The organism is Rhodococcus wratislaviensis, from assembly GCF_900455735.1.
GTDB classification, from domain to species: domain Bacteria; phylum Actinomycetota; class Actinomycetes; order Mycobacteriales; family Mycobacteriaceae; genus Rhodococcus_F; species Rhodococcus_F wratislaviensis.
Genome location: NZ_UAUI01000009.1, coordinates 21,594 through 38,157, shown reverse-complemented (window position 1 = coordinate 38,157; position 16,564 = coordinate 21,594). Strand labels below are relative to the sequence as shown.

The following is a 16,564-nucleotide window of genomic DNA, read 5'->3' as shown; positions in this document are numbered from 1 at the left end:
GCGCTTCGCGCCTGTGAGTACTTATTAACCGCGGGCGGTTAATGAGTACTCACAGGCGTTCGATGATGGTGACATTGGCTGTGCCGCCGCCCTCGCAGATGGTCTGGAGGCCGTAGCGTCCGCCGGTGCGCTCGAGTTCGTTGAGGAGTGTGGCCATCAGCTTCGTGCCGGTCGCGCCGAGTGGGTGGCCGAGGGCGATCGCGCCGCCGTTGACATTGACCTTCGCGGGGTCGGCGCCGATCTCCTTGATCCATGCGAGGACGACCGGCGCGAAGGCCTCGTTGATCTCGACCAGGTCGATGTCGTCGATGCTCGAGCCCGTCTTCTCCAGCGCGTGGCGCGTGGCGGGGATCGGGGCGCTGAGCATGAAGATCGGGTCGGCGCCGCGGGCGCTGAGATGGTGGATGCGGGCCCGGGGCGTCAGGCCGTACCGCTCGACCGCTTCCGGTGAGGCCAGCAACACCGCGCTCGCACCGTCGGAGATCTGGCTCGCGACCGCGGCCGTCAGACGACCCCCTTCGGTGAGGGTCTTCAGCGCGGCCATCTTCTCGAGGCTGGTCTCGCGGGGACCCTCGTCCGTCGTCACGTCACCGAACGGGACGATCTCGCGGTCGAAGCGACCTTCGGCGATGGCCGTCCGCGCCCGTTCGTGGCTCTGCAGCGCCCAGCGCTCGAGTTCCTCGCGGCTGATGTCCCACTTGTCCGCGATCAGTTCGGCGCCGTTGAACTGCGACACCTCCTGGTCGCCGTAGCGTTCCGTCCAGCCCGTCGACCCGCCGAACGGGGTGTCGAACCCGTACTGCTGACCGACGACCATCGCCGAGGCGATCGGGATCTGGCTCATGTTCTGCACACCGCCGGCGACGATCAGGTCGGCGGTGCCGCTCAGGATCGCCTGCGCACCGAAGTGCACGGCCTGCTGGCTCGACCCGCACTGCCGGTCCACCGTGACCCCCGGGACCTCTTCCGGGTAGCCGGCGGCCAGCCACGCGGTGCGGGCGATGTTTCCCGCCTGTCCGCCGATCGCGTCGACGCAACCGAAGATGACGTCGTCGACATCGGCCGGGTCGATGCCCGTGCGCTCGACGACGGCCTTGATGACGTGCGCACCCAGGTCGGCGGGATGCACGCCGGACAGGCCACCGTTCTTCTTGCCGATCGGTGTGCGAACGGCGTCGACGATGTAGGCCTCGGTCATGTGAAACTCCTAGTCAGTTATGGGGACTCGCAAGTCCGTCCAGGACGATCGAAAGGTATTGCTTGGCGACGGTGTCGACCGTCACCGAGCCACCGGGCCGGTACCAGCGGACGGCGACCCAGGCGGTGTCGCGGAGGAATCGGAAGGCGAGCTCGACGTCGATGTCGGACCGGAAGCTGCCGTCCGTCACTCCCGCCTCGAGCACACCCATCCACAGCTCGCGGAATTCGGTGTTCAGTTCGGACAGGTACCCGAAGCGCTCGTTCGCGACGAGGTGCTTCACCTCGTCCTGATAGATCGCGACCGCGGAGTGCGACGCGTCGATCGCCTCGTACGACGTGGTGACCAGCGCTTCGAGGGTCGCGCGGCTGTCGAGTCCGGACGCGACGATCTCGCGGTACTTGCCGAACAGGTCGTCGAGGAAGCCCCGTAGGATCTCGTCGACCATCGACTCCTTCGAGTCGAAGTGGTGGTACAGGCTGCCCGACAGGATGCCCGCGGCGTCGGCGATGTCGCGCACGGTGGTGGCCCGCAGGCCGCGTTCGGCGAACAGGGTGGCCGCGATGTCGAGGAGTTCGGTGCGGCGTCCGGACTTGCCGGACGTGTCGTCGGCGGGGGGTGGCGTCATCGTCACATCCTATCAACCAAGCGCTTGTTAGGGCCTTCGGCCCCGTGCGCGGTTAAGGAGTCCAGACACTCGTCAACCACGCACGGGCGGCGGAGCCGCCTACGCCCTCTGCGACGAGATCGACACGACCTCGCCGGTGAGGTAGGTGGTGTAGTCGCTGGCGAGCACGGCGATGGTGGCGGCGATTTCCCACACTTCGGCGGCGCGGCCGAACGCCTCGTCGGACGCCAGCTTGTCGAGGAGTTCCTCGCTGGTCACCTTCGCGAGGAACGCGTGCCGCGCAATGGACGGCGCGACGGCGTTGATCCGGACCCCGTACTCGGCGGCCTCGATCGCGCTGCACCGGGTCAGCGCCATGACTCCGGCCTTCGCGGCCGCGTAGTGCGCCTGCGAGTGCTGGGCCCGCCACCCGAGGACGGACGCGTTGTTGACCAGCACACCGTTGTGCTCGACCCCCTTGAAGTAGCGCAGGGCCGCGCGGGTGGCCCGGAACGTTCCGTTCAGCGTGATGTCGAGGACGCGATCCCACTCCTCGTCCGTCATGTCGACGAGCGGGGTCTCGCCGCCGAGTCCGGCGTTGTTGACGAGGACGTCGATCCGGCCCAGCGCATCGGCCGCCCCCGAAATCAGCGCGTCCACCTGTTCCGTGCTGGACACGTCACACGTCAGCGCCTCGACCACCTGTCCCGGGAACTCGGCGGCAAGTTTCTCCTTCGTCTCGAGGAGCCGGCGTTCGTGCCAGTCGGACACGAGCACGTCGGCGCCCTCGAGCAGGGCACGCCGCGCGGACGCGTAGCCGATGCCGGTGCCCGCCGCGGCGGTGACGACGACCTTCTTACCCTTCAGAAGGTCGTGTCCCGGGGTCTCGACGGGCGCGGTGGCGAGTGGAGTAGTAGTCATGAACGGGCCTCTCGGGGGAGTCCGAGCACGCGCTCGGAGATGATGTTGCGCTGGATCTCGTTGGATCCGCCGTAGATCGTGTCGGCGCGGGTGAAGAGGAACAGTCGCTGCCACTCGCCCAGTTCCAGATGTTCGGGGTTCGTGACGTCGGACGACGGATCGGCCGGGGCGAGCAGCGACGCCGCGCCCTGCACTTCCATGGCCAGCTGGCCGAGGTCGCGGTGCCAGTTGGCCCACAGCAGCTTCGCGACGGACGCCTCCGCGCCGGAGGTCCCGGCGTCGACCGCTTCCAGGGTGCGCAGGGCGTGTGCCCGCATCACCCGCAGCCCGACCCACGCGCGGGCGATCTTCTCCCGGATGTTCGGGTCGGTCGCCGCACCGTTGGCTTTCGCGAGGTCGACGACGCCCTGCAGTTCGCGGGCGAAACCGATCTGCTGCCCGAGCGTGGACACGCCGCGCTCGAAGGTGAGCAGACCCATCGCGACCCGCCAGCCGTCGCCCGGCTCCCCGACCACCAGATCCGCGTCGGTGACGGCGTCGTCGAAGAACACCTCGTTGAACTCGGACGTGCCGGTCAACTGCTGGATGGGCCGGACCGTGACGCCGGGCTGGTCGAGCGGGACGAGCAGGAAGCTCAGGCCCTGGTGCCGCTTGGATCCCGGTTCGGTGCGGCAGAGGACGAACGCCCATTGGGCGACGTGCGCGAGCGACGTCCACACCTTCTGCCCGTTGATCACCCACTTGTCGCCGTCGAGGCGCGCCGTGGTGGATACGTTCGCGAGGTCGGAACCGGCGCCAGGTTCGGAGTAGCCCTGCGCCCACAGTTCGGTCACGGTGTTGATTCCGGGAAGGAAGCGACGCTTCTGTTCCTCGGTGCCGAACGCGATGAGCGTCGGCCCGAGCAGTTCCTCGCCGACGTGGCTGACCCGCGCCGGCGCCCCCGACTTCGCGTACTCCTGATGGAACACCACCTGCTGAGCCAGGGTGGCTCCGCGCCCGCCGTGCTCCTTCGGCCAGCCGAGGCAGGTCCATCCCGCCGCGGCGAGATGACGGTCCCAGGCGAGCCGTTCCTCGAAGAACTCGTGCTCGCTGCCGGGGCCGCCCTTGCCTTTCAGCCGGGCGAAGTCGCCGGTGAGATTGTCGTTCAGCCACGTCCTGACGGTCTGCGCAAAGTCGTCGTCGGTGATCAGCCCGTCCGGGCTCTCGCTCTGGTCCACGTCTGTAAGATAACCTACCAAGCACTTGCTAGGTAGGTAGGGAGCCCAGTGACCGAACAACCGACAACCACCCCGTCCGCCCTGAAACGGGCCGCACGCGAATTCGGCGAGCTCACAGCCGTGGCGGACGGCGACGTCCGTCTGACCTTCACACAACTGCACGACCGTGTCCGCGATTTCGCCGCAGCACTCAGCTCACAGGACGTGCGGCCCGGCGACCATGTCGCGGTGTGGTCGCCCAACACGTATCACTGGGTGGTCGCGGCACTCGGCATCCACTACGCCGGTGCGACCCTCGTCCCGATCAACACCCGGTACACGGCCACCGAGGCCCTCGACATTCTCGAGCGCACCAAGACCACCGCCCTGGTGGTCGCGGGCAACTTCCTGGGCACCGACCGGTACGCGACACTTCGCGACGAGTCGAGCACTCTGGACCTGCCGACGGTCGTCCGGGTTCCGGTCGACGGCGGCGACGTCGAGCTGCCCGGCGTTTTCGCCTTCGACGACTTCCTCGCACTCGCGGACGAGGACACCCGCGCCGAGGCCGACGCCCGAGCGGCCGCCGTCTCCCCCGACGACGTCTCCGACGTCATGTTCACGTCGGGCACCACGGGCCGCAGCAAGGGCGTGATGAGTGCACACCGGCAGTCGGTGGGCATCGCGCAGGCCTGGGGCGAGTGCGCCGAGGTCACCTCCGACGACAACTACTTGATCATCAATCCGTTCTTCCACACCTTCGGATACAAGGCGGGGTTCCTGGTGTGCCTGCTGAACGGGGCGACGGTGGTGCCGATGGCGGTGTTCGACGTGCCGAGGGTGATGGCGACCGTGCACGACGAGCAGATCACCGTGCTGCCCGGCGCCCCCACGATCTTCCAGTCGATCCTCGACCACCCCGACCGGCCGAAGTACGACCTGTCCAGCCTGCGGGTCGCGATCACGGGCGCGGCCGCGGTGCCGGTCGCCCTGGTGGAACGGATGCAGTCGGAGCTGAGTTTCGACGCCGTCCTCACCGCCTACGGTCAGACGGAGGCGGTGGTGGTCACGATGTGCCGGACCGACGACGACCCGGTGACCGTCTCGACCACGTCGGGCCGCGCCATCCCCGGGATGGAGGTCCGGATCGGCGACCAGGGCGAGATCCTGGTACGCGGCGAGAACGTGATGCTCGGTTACCTCGACGACCCCGAATCGACCGCCAAGACCATCGATGCGGACGGCTGGTTGCACACCGGCGACGTCGGCACCCTGGACGACCGCGGTTACGTCGACATCACCGACCGCCTCAAGGACATGTACATCTCCGGCGGTTTCAACGTGTATCCCGCTGAGGTGGAGAACGCCCTTGCCCGACTCGACGGCATCGCGGAGTCTGCCGTCATCGGTGTTCCCGACGAGCGGATGGGCGAGGTCGGACGGGCCTACGTGGTCGCCAAGCCGGGCGTCACGCTCGCCGAGGACGACGTGGTCGCGTTCTGCAAGGAGCGACTCGCCAATTTCAAGGTGCCCCGGTCGGTGCGCTTCGTCGACTCCCTCCCCCGGAACCCCTCCGGGAAGGTCATGAAAAACGTTCTGCGTGAGGAGAAGAAATGACGGTTCCGGACGAGGGTGACGTCGTCACCTACGAGGTGCGTGACGGTGTCGCATTCGTGACGCTCAACCGCCCCGACTATCGCAACGCCCAGAACTCGGTGATGACGTACGCCCTCGACGCCGCGTTCGAGCGCGCGGTCGAGGACGACGACGTGAAGGTGATCGTCCTCGCCGGCAACGGCAAGCACTTCAGCGCCGGGCACGACATCGGCACCCCGGGCCGCGACCATCACGTGCACTACGACAACAAGGCCGTGATGTGGTGGGACCACGTCGACAAGCCGGGTGGCGACCAGCGGTTCGCCCGCGAGATGGAGGTCTATCTCGGGATGTGCCGTCGCTGGCGCGAAATCCCGAAGCCGACCATCGCGATGATCCAGGGCGCCTGCATCGCCGGCGGCCTGATGCTGGCGTGGGTGTGCGACCTCATTGTCGCGTCGGACGACGCGTTCTTCTCCGATCCGGTCGTACGTATGGGCATTCCGGGGGTCGAGTACTTCGCGCATCCGTGGATGCTCGGACCGCGGTTCGCGAAGGAAATCCTCTTCACCGGCGACCGGTTCACCGCGCAGCGCGCGTACGAGGTGGGCATGGTCAACCGTGTCGTGCCCCGCGAGGACCTGGAGCAGGAGACCCTCGCCATCGCCGGACGCATCGCCGCCATGCCCCGGTTCGGTCTCGCGCTCACCAAGAAGGCCGTCAACCAGTGCGAGGACCAGATGGGCATGCGGAACGGAATGGACTCCGTCTTCGGCCTCCACCACTTCGCGCACGCGCACAACGCCGAGATCGACACCGATCCGCTCGGCGGCATGGATGCCAAGTCGATGGCGGCCAGTGCACGCAACTCGAACGAAGGGGCGAAGTAAGTGGATCTCGAGTTCGACGACGCCACCGTCGCCTTCCGCGAGGAGGTCCGAACGTTCCTGCGCGACAACGTTCCCGCCGAGCCGCTGCCGTCGATGGACACCGCCGAGGGTTTCGAGGCGCACCGCGAGTGGGAACGCACCCTCGCCGACGCCCGGCTGTCGGTGGTGTCGTGGCCGGAGGAACTGGGCGGACGGGACGCGTCGCTGCTGGAATGGGTGGTGTTCGAGGAGGAGTACTACCGCTCGGGTGCGCCCGGACGCGTCAGTCAGAACGGCATCTTCCTGCTCGCCCCGACGCTGTTCGAGCACGCGAACGCCGAACAGTTGGCCCGGATCATGCCGCGGATGGCCCGCGCCGACGAAATCTGGGCGCAGGCCTGGTCGGAGCCGGAGTCGGGTAGCGACCTCGCGTCGCTCCGGTCCACGGCCCGGCGCGTCGACGGTGGCTGGGTGCTGAACGGGCAGAAGACGTGGAGTTCGCGGGCGAGCTTCGCGGACTGGGGCTTCGGGCTGTTCCGGTCCGACCCGGACGCCCAGCGGCACAAGGGCATCACCTACTTCATGTTCGACCTGCGCTCGACGGGTGTGACCGTGCGCCCGATCGATCAGCTGGACGGCGAGCCCGGTTTCGCGGAGATCTTCCTCGAGGACGTCTTCGTCCCGGACGACCCCGCGAACCCCGGCGAGTCCGGAGTGATCGGCGGCGTGAACGAGGGCTGGCGCGTGGCGATGAGCACCGCGTCCAACGAACGCGGACTGTCGCTGCGCAGCCCGGGCCGCTTCCTCGCGACCGTCGACCGGCTGGTCGAGTTGTTCCGGGACAGCGGACGCACCGACGACACGGCCCTGCGAAACAAGGTCGCCGACGCCTGGATCGGCGCCCGCGCCTACCAGCTGAACACGTTCGGCACCGTCACCCGACTGGCCGACGGCGGGCAACTGGGTGCCGAATCGTCGATCAACAAGGTGTTCTGGTCGGAGTGGGACATCGCCACCCACGAGACGGCACTCGAATTGCAGGGCGCCTCGGCGGAGCTCGCGGACAACTGGATGGACGGCTACCTGTTCTCCCTGTCCGGTCCGATCTACGCCGGCACCAACGAGATTCAGAAGAACGTGATCGCCGAGCGGCTGCTCGGCCTACCGAAGGCGGATCGATGAGATTCACACTCGACTCCTCCCATCAGGACTTCGCGTCCAGCATCGACGCCCTGCTGTCGAAGGCCGACATGCCGTCGGTGATCCGGTCGTGGAACACCGGCGACACGGGCCCGGGCCTGAAGGTGTGGCAGCGTCTCGCCGAGACCGGCGTCAACGGACTGCTCATCGCGGACGAACACGACGGCCTGGGCGCGGACGCCGTCGACCTCGTCGTGGCCGTCGAACAACTCGGACGTCATGCCGTTCCCGGGCCGGTGGCCGAAACCGTCGCGGTCGCGCCGGCCCTGCTCGCGCAGGTGGCCCCGGACCGCTTGGCGGCGTTGGCTTCCGGTTCCCTCGCCACGGTCGCCGCCGCCCCGAACGTGCCGTTCGCCGTCGATGCCGACTCGGCCGACCTGGTTCTGCTCGTCGACGGCGCGACGGTGAGCCTCGGACAGACCGGGGCGGCGCAGAACTCGGTGGATCCGTCGCGACGGCTGTTCCCTCTCACCGCGAGCGACACGCTGGGCGACGTCGACTTCGCGCCCGCGTTCGATCTCGGCGCCCTGGCCACCGCCGCCCAGCTGCAGGGACTCGGGCAGACCCTGCTCGACGTCACCACCGACTACGCCAAGCAGCGCAAGCAGTTCGGCAAGGTGATCGGGCAGTTCCAGGCCATCAAACACCACCTCGCCGAGGTCGCGGTCGGGCTGGAGATGTCGCGGCCGCTGCTGCACGGTGCGGCACTGTCGGTGCGGGACGGGTCCGTCGACAGTTCCCGGGACGTCTCGGCGGCGAAGGTCGCGTGCGGGGATGCCGCGTACCGGGCCGCGCGGGTGGCGCTGCAGGTGCACGGTGCCATCGGGTACACGCAGGAGCACGACCTCTCGCTGTGGCTCACCAAGGTCCGGGCGCTGGTCACGGCCTGGGGAACGCCGGCGTTCCACCGCGGTCGCGTCGTCGATTCGCTCGTGGAGGCGTCATGAGTTTCGACAACGAGGAGCGGGCCGCGCTCCGGTCGTCGGTCCGGGATCTGCTGGGTAAGCACTCCGACTCGGCCGCCGTCCGCCGGGCTATCACCACCGACCACGGTTACGACGACACGCTGTGGTCGAAGCTGTGCGAGCAGATCGGCGTCGCCGCGCTGGCCGTGCCGGAGAAGTACGACGGCGTCGGGGCGTCGCTGCTGGAAGTCCATGTGGTGCAGGAAGAGCTGGGCCGCACGCTGACGCCGTCGCCGATGCTGGGCAGCGCCGTGCTGGCCGCGCAGGCGCTGGTGCTGTCGGGGGACGACGACGCGTGTGCCCGACTGCTGCCCGGCATCGCGGCAGGCTCGGTGGCCGCGCTGTGCTGGGCAGACGCGGACGGCTGGTCCGGATTCGGGGTCACCGCGTCGGGAGAGACGCTGTCGGGGACGGCGTCGTACGTGCTCGGCGGTGACGTCGCGGACGTGCTGCTGGTTCTCACGTCCGAAGGCCTGTTCGAGGTGGACGCGGCGGCGGACGGCGTGACGCGTCGCCGTGTCCCGGCGATGGACCCGACGCGTCCGCTGTCGGAGGTGGTCTTCGACGGAGTCGCGGCGCGCAGGCTCGTCTCCCCCACCGACCTCGTCGAGCAGTTGCGCACGGTCGCGCTGATCGCATTGTCGGCGGAACAGGTGGGCGCGGCGTCCGCGGCGCTGGAGCAGACGGTCGAGTATGCGAAGTCGCGCAAGCAGTTCGGACGGGCCATCGGGTCGTTCCAGGCGCTCAAACATCGCATGGCCGACATGTACGCCCTCGTCGAGACGGCCCGGTCCATGTCGTACGCCGCGGCGCTGTCGGGGACGCACGAGGACGCCGTCATCGCGAAGGTGTACTGCTCGGAGGCGCTGCAGCACGTCGCGGCCGAGGCCATCCAGCTGCACGGCGGCATCGCGATCACGTGGGAACACGACGCGCAGCTGTACTTCAAACGTGCGCACGGGAGTGCACAGCTGTTCGGGCAGCCGCGGGAGTACCTGCCCGAGCTCGCTACCGCCGCCGGGCTGTAGGCGGCTTCGCCGCCCGTGCGTGGTTAACGAGTCTCTGCACTCGTCAAGCACTCACGGGCGCGGAGCGCCTGCCAGCGCCTCGAGGTAGCTGGCGACCCCGTCCTCGTCGTTGCTGGGCAGGACGTGGTCGGCCAGGGCGAGGACTTCCGGCAGCGCGTTGGACGGGCACAGCGCCGTGCCTGCCCACCTCAGCATCGGGACGTCGTTGATGGCGTCCCCGGCGACGGCGACCTCCTCCGACGAGATCCCGTCGACCGCGCAGAGCTCGGCGAGCGCGCTCGCCTTGGACACACCGGATGCCGCCATCTCGACGTACGGCGCGCCGGAATGCGTCAGCTCGACGCCGTCGACACCCGCCGCCACCGCCGCCCGGTAGAGCTCCGAGCTGGGTACCTCCGGGTGCCGCGCGACGATCTTCACCATCGGCTCGTCGATGTCGGGCAGCAGCTCCGACAGCGTCATCTCGTGCGGGTGCCGGTGGTGGTCGGCGAACTCGCACAACGCCGCGTACGCCGGTTCGGCGACGAAGCGGGTCGGGCCGATGTTCGCGAACACGACACCGGGCATCAGCGTCCGCACCCGGTCCATCGCCGCCGCGGCCGACGCCATCGCGATGGTCGTCGTCGTCGTGATCACCGGGGTTCCGTCGGCCAGATCGAGGACCACCGCCCCGTTCGCGCAGATCGCCTTGCCGCGGAATCCGCACGACTGCGCAAGCTCGTGCACCGAATGCCTGGCGCGGGCCGTCGCCCACACCACCTCGACCCCCGACTGTCGCGCGTCCTCCATGGCCTGCGCGGTGCGCGGGGAGATCGTGCGGTCCGATCGCAGCAGGGTGCCGTCGAGGTCCGTCGCCAACAACCGAATTTGCGTCACCTCCGCATGATGCCAGGCAGCGCATGTACCCCTCATGACCCCACCACAGTCGATAGCCTGGACAGCATGAGTCCTCGAGTACCCAGCATCGTGCTGAATTCCGGAACCATCCTCCCGCAGCTCGGCCTGGGAGTCTGGCAGGCGGACAACGACGAGACCGAACACGCCGTCGGGTTCGCCCTGGACGAGGCGGGCTACCGGCACATCGACACCGCCTCCGCCTACGGCAACGAGGAAGGTGTGGGCCGCGGCATCGCGAACTCGGGAGTCGCCCGCGAAGACATCTTTCTCACCACCAAATTGTGGAACGCGGACCAGGGCTACGAGCCGGCGTTGAAAGCGTTCGATGCCAGCCTCGGACGTCTCGGCGTCGATTACGTCGACCTGTACCTGATCCATTGGCCGCTGCAGGACGACGACCGCATCCTCCGCACGTGGGATGCGCTGGAGAAGATCGCCGAGTCCGGTCGTGCCAAGGCGATCGGTGTGTGCAATTTCGAACCGCGTCACCTGCAGTTGCTGATCGACCGCGGCGGCGTCGTACCGGCGGTCGATCAGGTGGAGTTGCATCCGCATCTCGCCCAGCAGGAGATCCGGAGGTTCGCCGTCGACCACGGCATCGCCGTCGAATCGTGGAGCCCGCTCGGCGGCACCAGCAACTCGGGGTGGGGTGACGACTCGAAGCCGAACACGCTGCTCACGGATCCGATCATCACCCGCATCGGCGACCGGCACAGCAAGAGCGCGGCCCAGGTGCTGATCCGCTGGCATCTGCAGAGCGGGCTGATCGTCATTCCCAAGTCGGTCCACGAGTCGCGGATCCGCGAGAACATCGACGTGTTCGATTTCGAGCTCAGCGAGCAGGACCTCAGCGAGATCGAGACGATGGACGACGGCACCCGTGTCGGAGCCCACCCGAATGAGTTGAACATCGGCGCACCGGAGTAGGCCCTCCGGGCCCGTGCGCCTTTTTGGCTGCTCCAGCTACCAAAAGGCGCACGGGCGCGAAGCGCCTAGAGCTTCACCGGCATCTCCTCGAGACCGGACACGAAGTTGGCGGGGCGACGCCGCAGTGGGCCGTCGTCGACGAGCACCATGTCCGGCAGCCGCGACAGCAGTTGCTCGAACATGATCTTCGCTTCGAGCCGGGCGAGTTGGTTGCCGAGGCAGAAGTGGGTACCGAAACCGAACGCGACGTGCGGGTTCGGCGACCGTTCGATGTCGAACACCTCGGGATTGTGAAACACCGCGTCGTCGAAGTTGGCGGATTCGAAGAGCAGCATCATCTTCTCGCCCTCGCGCAGGGCGGTTCCGAAGAATTCGACGTCGCGGGTGACGGTGCGGCACATGTTCTTGATCGGCGACGACCAGCGCAGCATCTCCTCGACTGCCGCCGGGATGCCGTCTGGGTCGTTCACGAGGCGCTCCTGCTGGTCGGGGTGACGCATCAGCTGTTCCATGCCACCGCTGAGGACGTGCCGGGTGGTCTCGTCGCCGCCGATCAGGATCAGCAGGGTTTCGCCGACGATGTCCGGGTCGCTGAGCCGGTGCCCGTCGATCTCGCTGTGCACGAGGATGCTGGTGAGGTCGTCCGTCGGATTCTGCCGCCGCTCCTCGATGGTGCGGAGCGTGAATTCGTTGAATGCCAGGTAGGCATTCGCCTGTGCCTGAAGTTCCTCCGGGGTGGCGTTGCTGCCGAGCGCGTTCATGAGGTCGTCGGACCACTGCAGGAACGTGTCGCGTTCCTCGGGTCGCACCCCGAGCATGTCGCCGACGACCGCCATGGGGAGCGGCGCGGCCAGATCGCGCACGAAGTCCACTTCGTCCTTGTCGCAGGCGGCGTCGATGAGGTGATCGCAGATCTCCCGGATTCGGCCGATCTTCGCTTCCACCTGTTTCCGGGTGAAGCCGGCGTTGACGAGTCGGCGATGCTGCAGGTGCTGTGGGTCGTCCATGTCGATCATCTGCGGCAGCGGGCCCACCCCGGGCCGGATTCCGCCCGCGTTCGAGAACAACTCGGGGTCGCGTTCGGCCGCCAGGACGGCCTCGTACGACGCGGCGCCGAGAATCCCGTCCGCGCGATACACCGGTTCGTGGGCGCGCATCCACGCGTAGGCCTGCCGCGGGTCGCCGAGCTCGCCCGAGTAGAACCGTCCGTCGATCAGATCGAACTCCGGCCTGTCCGTCATCGAGGTACTCCTCAGCATTGAATCCCGCCGTTCGTGCCCTGATAATAGAACGTGTTCTTACTATGACGCAGTGGTATAGCGACAGTTTTCGCAGATCCTCGACTCGAGAATTGGCACGAGTTCTATTAACTGGAGGTGTACGTGGTTACCAACGACGGCAGCAGCGGGCTCGCGAAGACGTCCGTGCTCGTCACCGGCGGCGGCAGTGGCATCGGATTGGGCATAGCCACCGCCCTGGCCGCCGAGGGCGTCCACGTCACGATCTGTGGTCGCAACGAGGAGAAGCTGGCACGCGCAGCGGAGCAGATCACCGCCGACGATCCCGCGGGGACGGTCGACACGGTCACCGCCGACGTCACGAACGAAGACGACGTCGTCCGCGCGGTCGCCAAGGCGGGCGAGCGCACCGGGCTGCTCGACGGCGTCGTCACGTGCGCAGGCGGGAACGAATCGGTGGGACCCGTGACCCAACTCGACGTCGATGCGTGGCGGCGGACCGTGGACCTGAACGTCACCGGCACCATGCTGACGATCAAGCATTCCGCCCGGGCGCTCGTCGCCGGTGGCGGCGGTTCCATCGTCACCATCTCCTCGATCGCGAGCAGCAATACGCACCGCTGGTTCGGCGCATACGGTCCGTCCAAGGCGGGAGTCGACAACCTGACGCAACTCGCCGCCGACGAACTCGGGGCCAGCAACGTCCGCGTCAACTGCATCCGCCCCGGCCTGACCCGCACCGACCTCGTCGCGCTCATCACCGACGGCGGACCCGTCCTCGACGACTATCTGGCCAACACCCCGATCGCACGGGTCGGCGAGGTCACCGACATCGCCGCACTGGCAAAATTCCTCCTCGGCCCCGACTCCACCTGGATCACGGGTCAGATCATCAACGTCGACGGCGGCCAGATGTTGCGTCGTGGACCCGACTTCGGGTCGATGTTCGAGCCCATGTTCGGCGCCGACGGTCTGCGCGGGGTGGTCGCGCCGTGACGTCGCATCAGGTTCTCGGCAAGCAGGTCGACATGCCCGTGGAGATCCGGGCCGCGTCGGCGTTCATGGCGATGTATTCGGTGCCGACCGTCGCCGCCCAGTCGCTGATCGACTACACCGGACTGGAGATCCTGCAGTTCCGGCCGGGACGCGGAGTGTGTGTTCTCGTGTTCGTCGACTACGCGGACGGCGACCTCGGCCCGTACAACGAATTCGGGGTGGCGTTCCTCGTCCGCGACCACCGTTCCGACGGTGCCTCGGTCCCGAAGGACCTGAAGGCGCTGGCCCGGGGCAGGGCGGGTGCTCTGATTCATCAGCTGCCGGTCGACGGCGACTTCACCCTGGCCGCCGGCCGCGGTATCTGGGGTTTTCCGAAGGTCCTGGCCGATTTCGACGTAGACCACACCGGTTCCGTCAAGCGCGGTTCGGTGAGTCAGGGCGGTCGGCTGATCGCCCAGTTGAGCGTCAAGCAGGGGATCCCGGTACCGGGCTCGGGGGCCGGCACGTCGCTCGCCGCCTATTCGCACCTCGACGGACTCACCCGGTTCACCACCTGGGACATGAGCCCGACCGGGGTTCGCTCCCGGCCCGGAGGCGCGGAGCTGAAACTGGGCAGCCACCCGATCGCCGACGAACTGCGGTCGCTGGGACTTCCGAAACGTGCTCTCGTCACGTCCTCGATCCCCGAGTTGAAGATGACGTTCGGGGACGCGCAGCCCGTCTGACCGCACGTGAGTGGCGAAGTGTGCGCGGGCACGCTTTGCCACTCACGTGGGGTGGGGTTGCGCCGATTACCGAACTGGGGTCCAATACCGGCTACGGTTCTGGACGCTTGACCAATTCGTGGCACCCGCCCTCGGGGGGGCGGCCGCCGAAAGGACGATCGGTAGTGCAGATCAGACGACGCAGCGTGCTCGCGGGGGCGGCGCTGACTCCGGCGCTCGCCGCGCTCGGTTCCGGGACGGCGGCCGCAGATCCCGGCACCGACGGTTCGGATGAATTCCTCGTCGGTGTCGGCATTTCCGACGCCACCGGACCGGTCGCCGACGTCGGGATGATGGGGTACTCCAGTTTCGAGCAGCGCGCCGAGGGACTGCATCAGCGAACCCGTGCGCGGGCGTTCGTGTTCGCCGAGCCCGGCCGGCAGCGTGTGGTCTACGTCTGCGTCGACGTCTGTATGATCTTCCAGTCAGTGCACGACGCCGTGCTGGCCCGGCTCGCGGAACTCCACGGCGACCTGTACACCGAGCGGAACGTCATGCTCACGGCGGTGCACTCCCACGCGGCGTGCGGCGGCGCCTCCCACGACTACGCCTACAACCTCGCCGTGCTCGGCCACAATCGTCAGGTGTTCGACGCCGAGGTCGGCGGCATCGTCGAGGCGATCACCGCCGCGCACGATTCCCTCACTCCCGGTTCGGTGTCGTACGGCCGCAGCGAACTCACCGATGCCAGCGTCAACCGTTCGCGGATCGCGTTCGACCGCAACCCCGCCGAGGACAGGGACTACTACCCCCTGGGCATCGACACGTCGATGCGGGTCCTGCGAATCACGCAGGGCGGTAGAGACGTCGGGGCGATCAACTGGTTCCCCACCCACGGCGCCTCGCTCACCGACACGAACCATCTGATCTCCGGCGACAACAAGGGTGCGGCCGCCTACTTCTGGGAGCACGACCACGAGGGTGTCCGTTACCTCGACGATCGGAAGCCGCATTTCGTCGCCGCGTTCCCGCAGACGAACACCGGCGACATGTCCCCCAACCTCGACCTCCGGCCCGGCCACGGTCCCACCGACGACGAGTTCGAGAACACCCGCATCATCGGGCAGCGGCAGGTCGAGGCCGCCCGGACGGCGTGGGAGTCGGCGTCGGAGTCCCTCACCGGCGGCATGGACAGCCGAATCATGTACCTCGACATGGCGAATCAGGAGGTCGGCGGCGAATACACCCCTGACGGCCGCACCTACCGGACGTCCCCCGCGTGTGTCGGTGCCGCCATGAGCGCGGGCAGCACCGAGGACGGTCCGGCCATCCCGATCTTCCCGGAGGGCACCACCAACCCGCTCGTCGACGCACTCGGCGGGATGGACGCGCCGATCCCGCAGTGGCTGCAGGACGCGCAGGCCCCGAAACTCGTGCTGGTGGCCGTCGGTCTGCTGCCACCCGACGGGTGGGTTCCGCACGTGCTGAAGATTCAGATCATCCGCATCGGCGGCGTGTATGTCGTGGGCGGCCCAGCGGAATTCACGATCGTATCCGGGCTGCGGATCCGCCGCACCGTCGCCGACAGACTCGGGGTGCCCCTGGAGAACGTGATCTTCCAGGGTTACGCCAACTCGTACGCGAGTTACTGCACCACCCCGCAGGAGTACGACGCGCAGCAGTACGAGGGCGGCTCGACCCTCTTCGGCCGGTACACGCTGCCCGCGTACCAGCAGGGGTTCGCGGCACTGGCCGACGCTCTGCGCACCGGCCGCGACGTTCCCCGCGGCCCGGCACCCCGCGACCTGTCGCAGTTCCAGCCCTACCTCGGTCCGGGCATCGACCGCGACGAACCGCCCGCAAGCCGCGTCTTCGGCGACGTGCTGACCCAGCCCGCCGCGAAAGTGTCGGCGGGCGAACAGATCGCGGTCGAGTTCGTCACCGGCCACCCCCGGAACGATGCGCGCCGACGTGGCACGTTCCTCGAGATCCAGCGCCGGGTCGGCGACGGCTGGGTGCGTCACGCCGACGACGGCGACTGGTCGACCAAGTACAGCTGGACGCGCACCGGGCCGAACCAGTCGCTCGCGCGCATCACGTGGGACGTCCCGGACGGTACCCCCGCCGGTCGCTACCGTGTGCAGCACTTCGGCAACAGCCGCGACGCGGCAGGCGCGATCACCGCATTCACCGGGACGTCGAACGACTTCGAGGTCGGATAA

At 68.0% G+C, this 16,564-nt stretch carries 15 protein-coding genes; 9 read left to right on the top strand and 6 right to left on the bottom strand.

From position 1 onward, the window contains the following. Positions 1 to 49: 49 nt before the first annotated feature. The 4 genes from DTA22_RS12685 to DTA22_RS12670 all read right to left on the bottom strand — a co-directional run bounded on the left by DTA22_RS12685 (position 50) and on the right by DTA22_RS12670 (position 3,943). On the bottom strand, positions 50 to 1,198 hold the full coding sequence (locus tag DTA22_RS12685; protein WP_112299632.1) for an acetyl-CoA C-acetyltransferase: 1,149 nt from the start codon (positions 1,196 to 1,198) through the stop codon (positions 50 to 52). A gap of 13 nt (positions 1,199 to 1,211) precedes the next feature. Continuing rightward, a complete protein-coding gene (locus DTA22_RS12680; RefSeq protein WP_037241811.1) occupies positions 1,212 to 1,826 on the bottom strand; it encodes a TetR/AcrR family transcriptional regulator in 615 nt (204 codons plus the stop codon). 99 nt (positions 1,827 to 1,925) lie between these two features. Then, positions 1,926 to 2,726, bottom strand: a complete 801-nt coding sequence (locus DTA22_RS12675) for an SDR family oxidoreductase (protein WP_037241813.1) — start codon at positions 2,724 to 2,726, stop codon at positions 1,926 to 1,928. Beyond that, positions 2,723 to 3,943 carry an acyl-CoA dehydrogenase family protein gene (locus tag DTA22_RS12670; RefSeq protein WP_112299631.1) on the bottom strand — a complete coding sequence of 407 codons (1,221 nt, stop codon included), beginning with the start codon at positions 3,941 to 3,943 and terminating at the stop codon, positions 2,723 to 2,725. The genes DTA22_RS12675 and DTA22_RS12670 overlap by 4 nt, the downstream gene beginning before the upstream one ends. Before the next feature lie 48 nt (positions 3,944 to 3,991). Here DTA22_RS12670 and fadD3 point away from each other — a divergent pair, with 48 nt between their 5' ends. From fadD3 to DTA22_RS12645, 5 genes are read left to right on the top strand one after another with little or no spacing between them, the layout of a single operon-like run. Next, entirely contained in the window at positions 3,992 to 5,539 is a 1,548-nt protein-coding gene (gene fadD3 / locus DTA22_RS12665; RefSeq protein ID WP_037241820.1) for a 3-[(3aS,4S,7aS)-7a-methyl-1,5-dioxo-octahydro-1H-inden-4-yl]propanoyl:CoA ligase, read from the top strand. Then, positions 5,536 to 6,408 carry an enoyl-CoA hydratase gene (locus DTA22_RS12660; protein WP_005254492.1) on the top strand — a complete coding sequence of 291 codons (873 nt, stop codon included), beginning with the start codon at positions 5,536 to 5,538 and terminating at the stop codon, positions 6,406 to 6,408. Before fadD3 ends, DTA22_RS12660 begins: the two co-directional genes overlap by 4 nt. After that, the gene (locus tag DTA22_RS12655) at positions 6,409 to 7,569 is read left to right on the top strand and encodes an acyl-CoA dehydrogenase family protein (protein ID WP_112299630.1); all 1,161 of its coding nucleotides are present in this window, start codon (positions 6,409 to 6,411) and stop codon (positions 7,567 to 7,569) included. Continuing rightward, positions 7,566 to 8,534, top strand: coding sequence for an acyl-CoA dehydrogenase family protein (locus DTA22_RS12650; RefSeq protein ID WP_112299629.1), 969 nt, complete (start codon positions 7,566 to 7,568; stop codon positions 8,532 to 8,534). The genes DTA22_RS12655 and DTA22_RS12650 overlap by 4 nt, the downstream gene beginning before the upstream one ends. Next, a complete protein-coding gene (locus DTA22_RS12645; RefSeq protein ID WP_112299628.1) occupies positions 8,531 to 9,580 on the top strand; it encodes an acyl-CoA dehydrogenase family protein in 1,050 nt (349 codons plus the stop codon). Before DTA22_RS12650 ends, DTA22_RS12645 begins: the two co-directional genes overlap by 4 nt. A gap of 51 nt (positions 9,581 to 9,631) precedes the next feature. On the opposite strand, the gene DTA22_RS12640 is transcribed toward DTA22_RS12645, so the two are convergent. Beyond that, positions 9,632 to 10,456, bottom strand: a complete 825-nt coding sequence (locus DTA22_RS12640; protein ID WP_112299627.1) for an HAD family hydrolase — start codon at positions 10,454 to 10,456, stop codon at positions 9,632 to 9,634. Between the two features lie 66 nt (positions 10,457 to 10,522). On the opposite strand from DTA22_RS12640, the gene DTA22_RS12635 reads away from it, so the two are divergent. Beyond that, positions 10,523 to 11,404 (top strand): aldo/keto reductase, encoded by an 882-nt coding sequence (locus DTA22_RS12635; RefSeq protein WP_037241832.1) that lies wholly within the window; start codon positions 10,523 to 10,525, stop codon positions 11,402 to 11,404. A gap of 65 nt (positions 11,405 to 11,469) precedes the next feature. Here the strand turns inward: DTA22_RS12635 and DTA22_RS12630 are convergent, their stop codons facing one another. Continuing rightward, a complete protein-coding gene (locus tag DTA22_RS12630; RefSeq protein ID WP_112299626.1) occupies positions 11,470 to 12,645 on the bottom strand; it encodes a cytochrome P450 in 1,176 nt (391 codons plus the stop codon). A gap of 141 nt (positions 12,646 to 12,786) precedes the next feature. On the opposite strand from DTA22_RS12630, the gene DTA22_RS12625 reads away from it, so the two are divergent. The 3 genes from DTA22_RS12625 to DTA22_RS12615 all read left to right on the top strand — a co-directional run bounded on the left by DTA22_RS12625 (position 12,787) and on the right by DTA22_RS12615 (position 16,564). Then, a complete protein-coding gene (locus DTA22_RS12625) occupies positions 12,787 to 13,638 on the top strand; it encodes an SDR family oxidoreductase (protein WP_174233794.1) in 852 nt (283 codons plus the stop codon). Further along, on the top strand, positions 13,635 to 14,363 hold the full coding sequence (locus DTA22_RS12620; RefSeq protein ID WP_112299624.1) for an acetoacetate decarboxylase family protein: 729 nt from the start codon (positions 13,635 to 13,637) through the stop codon (positions 14,361 to 14,363). Before DTA22_RS12625 ends, DTA22_RS12620 begins: the two co-directional genes overlap by 4 nt. Positions 14,364 to 14,527: 164 nt before the next feature. After that, positions 14,528 to 16,564 carry a neutral/alkaline ceramidase gene (locus DTA22_RS12615; protein ID WP_112299623.1) on the top strand — a complete coding sequence of 679 codons (2,037 nt, stop codon included), beginning with the start codon at positions 14,528 to 14,530 and terminating at the stop codon, positions 16,562 to 16,564.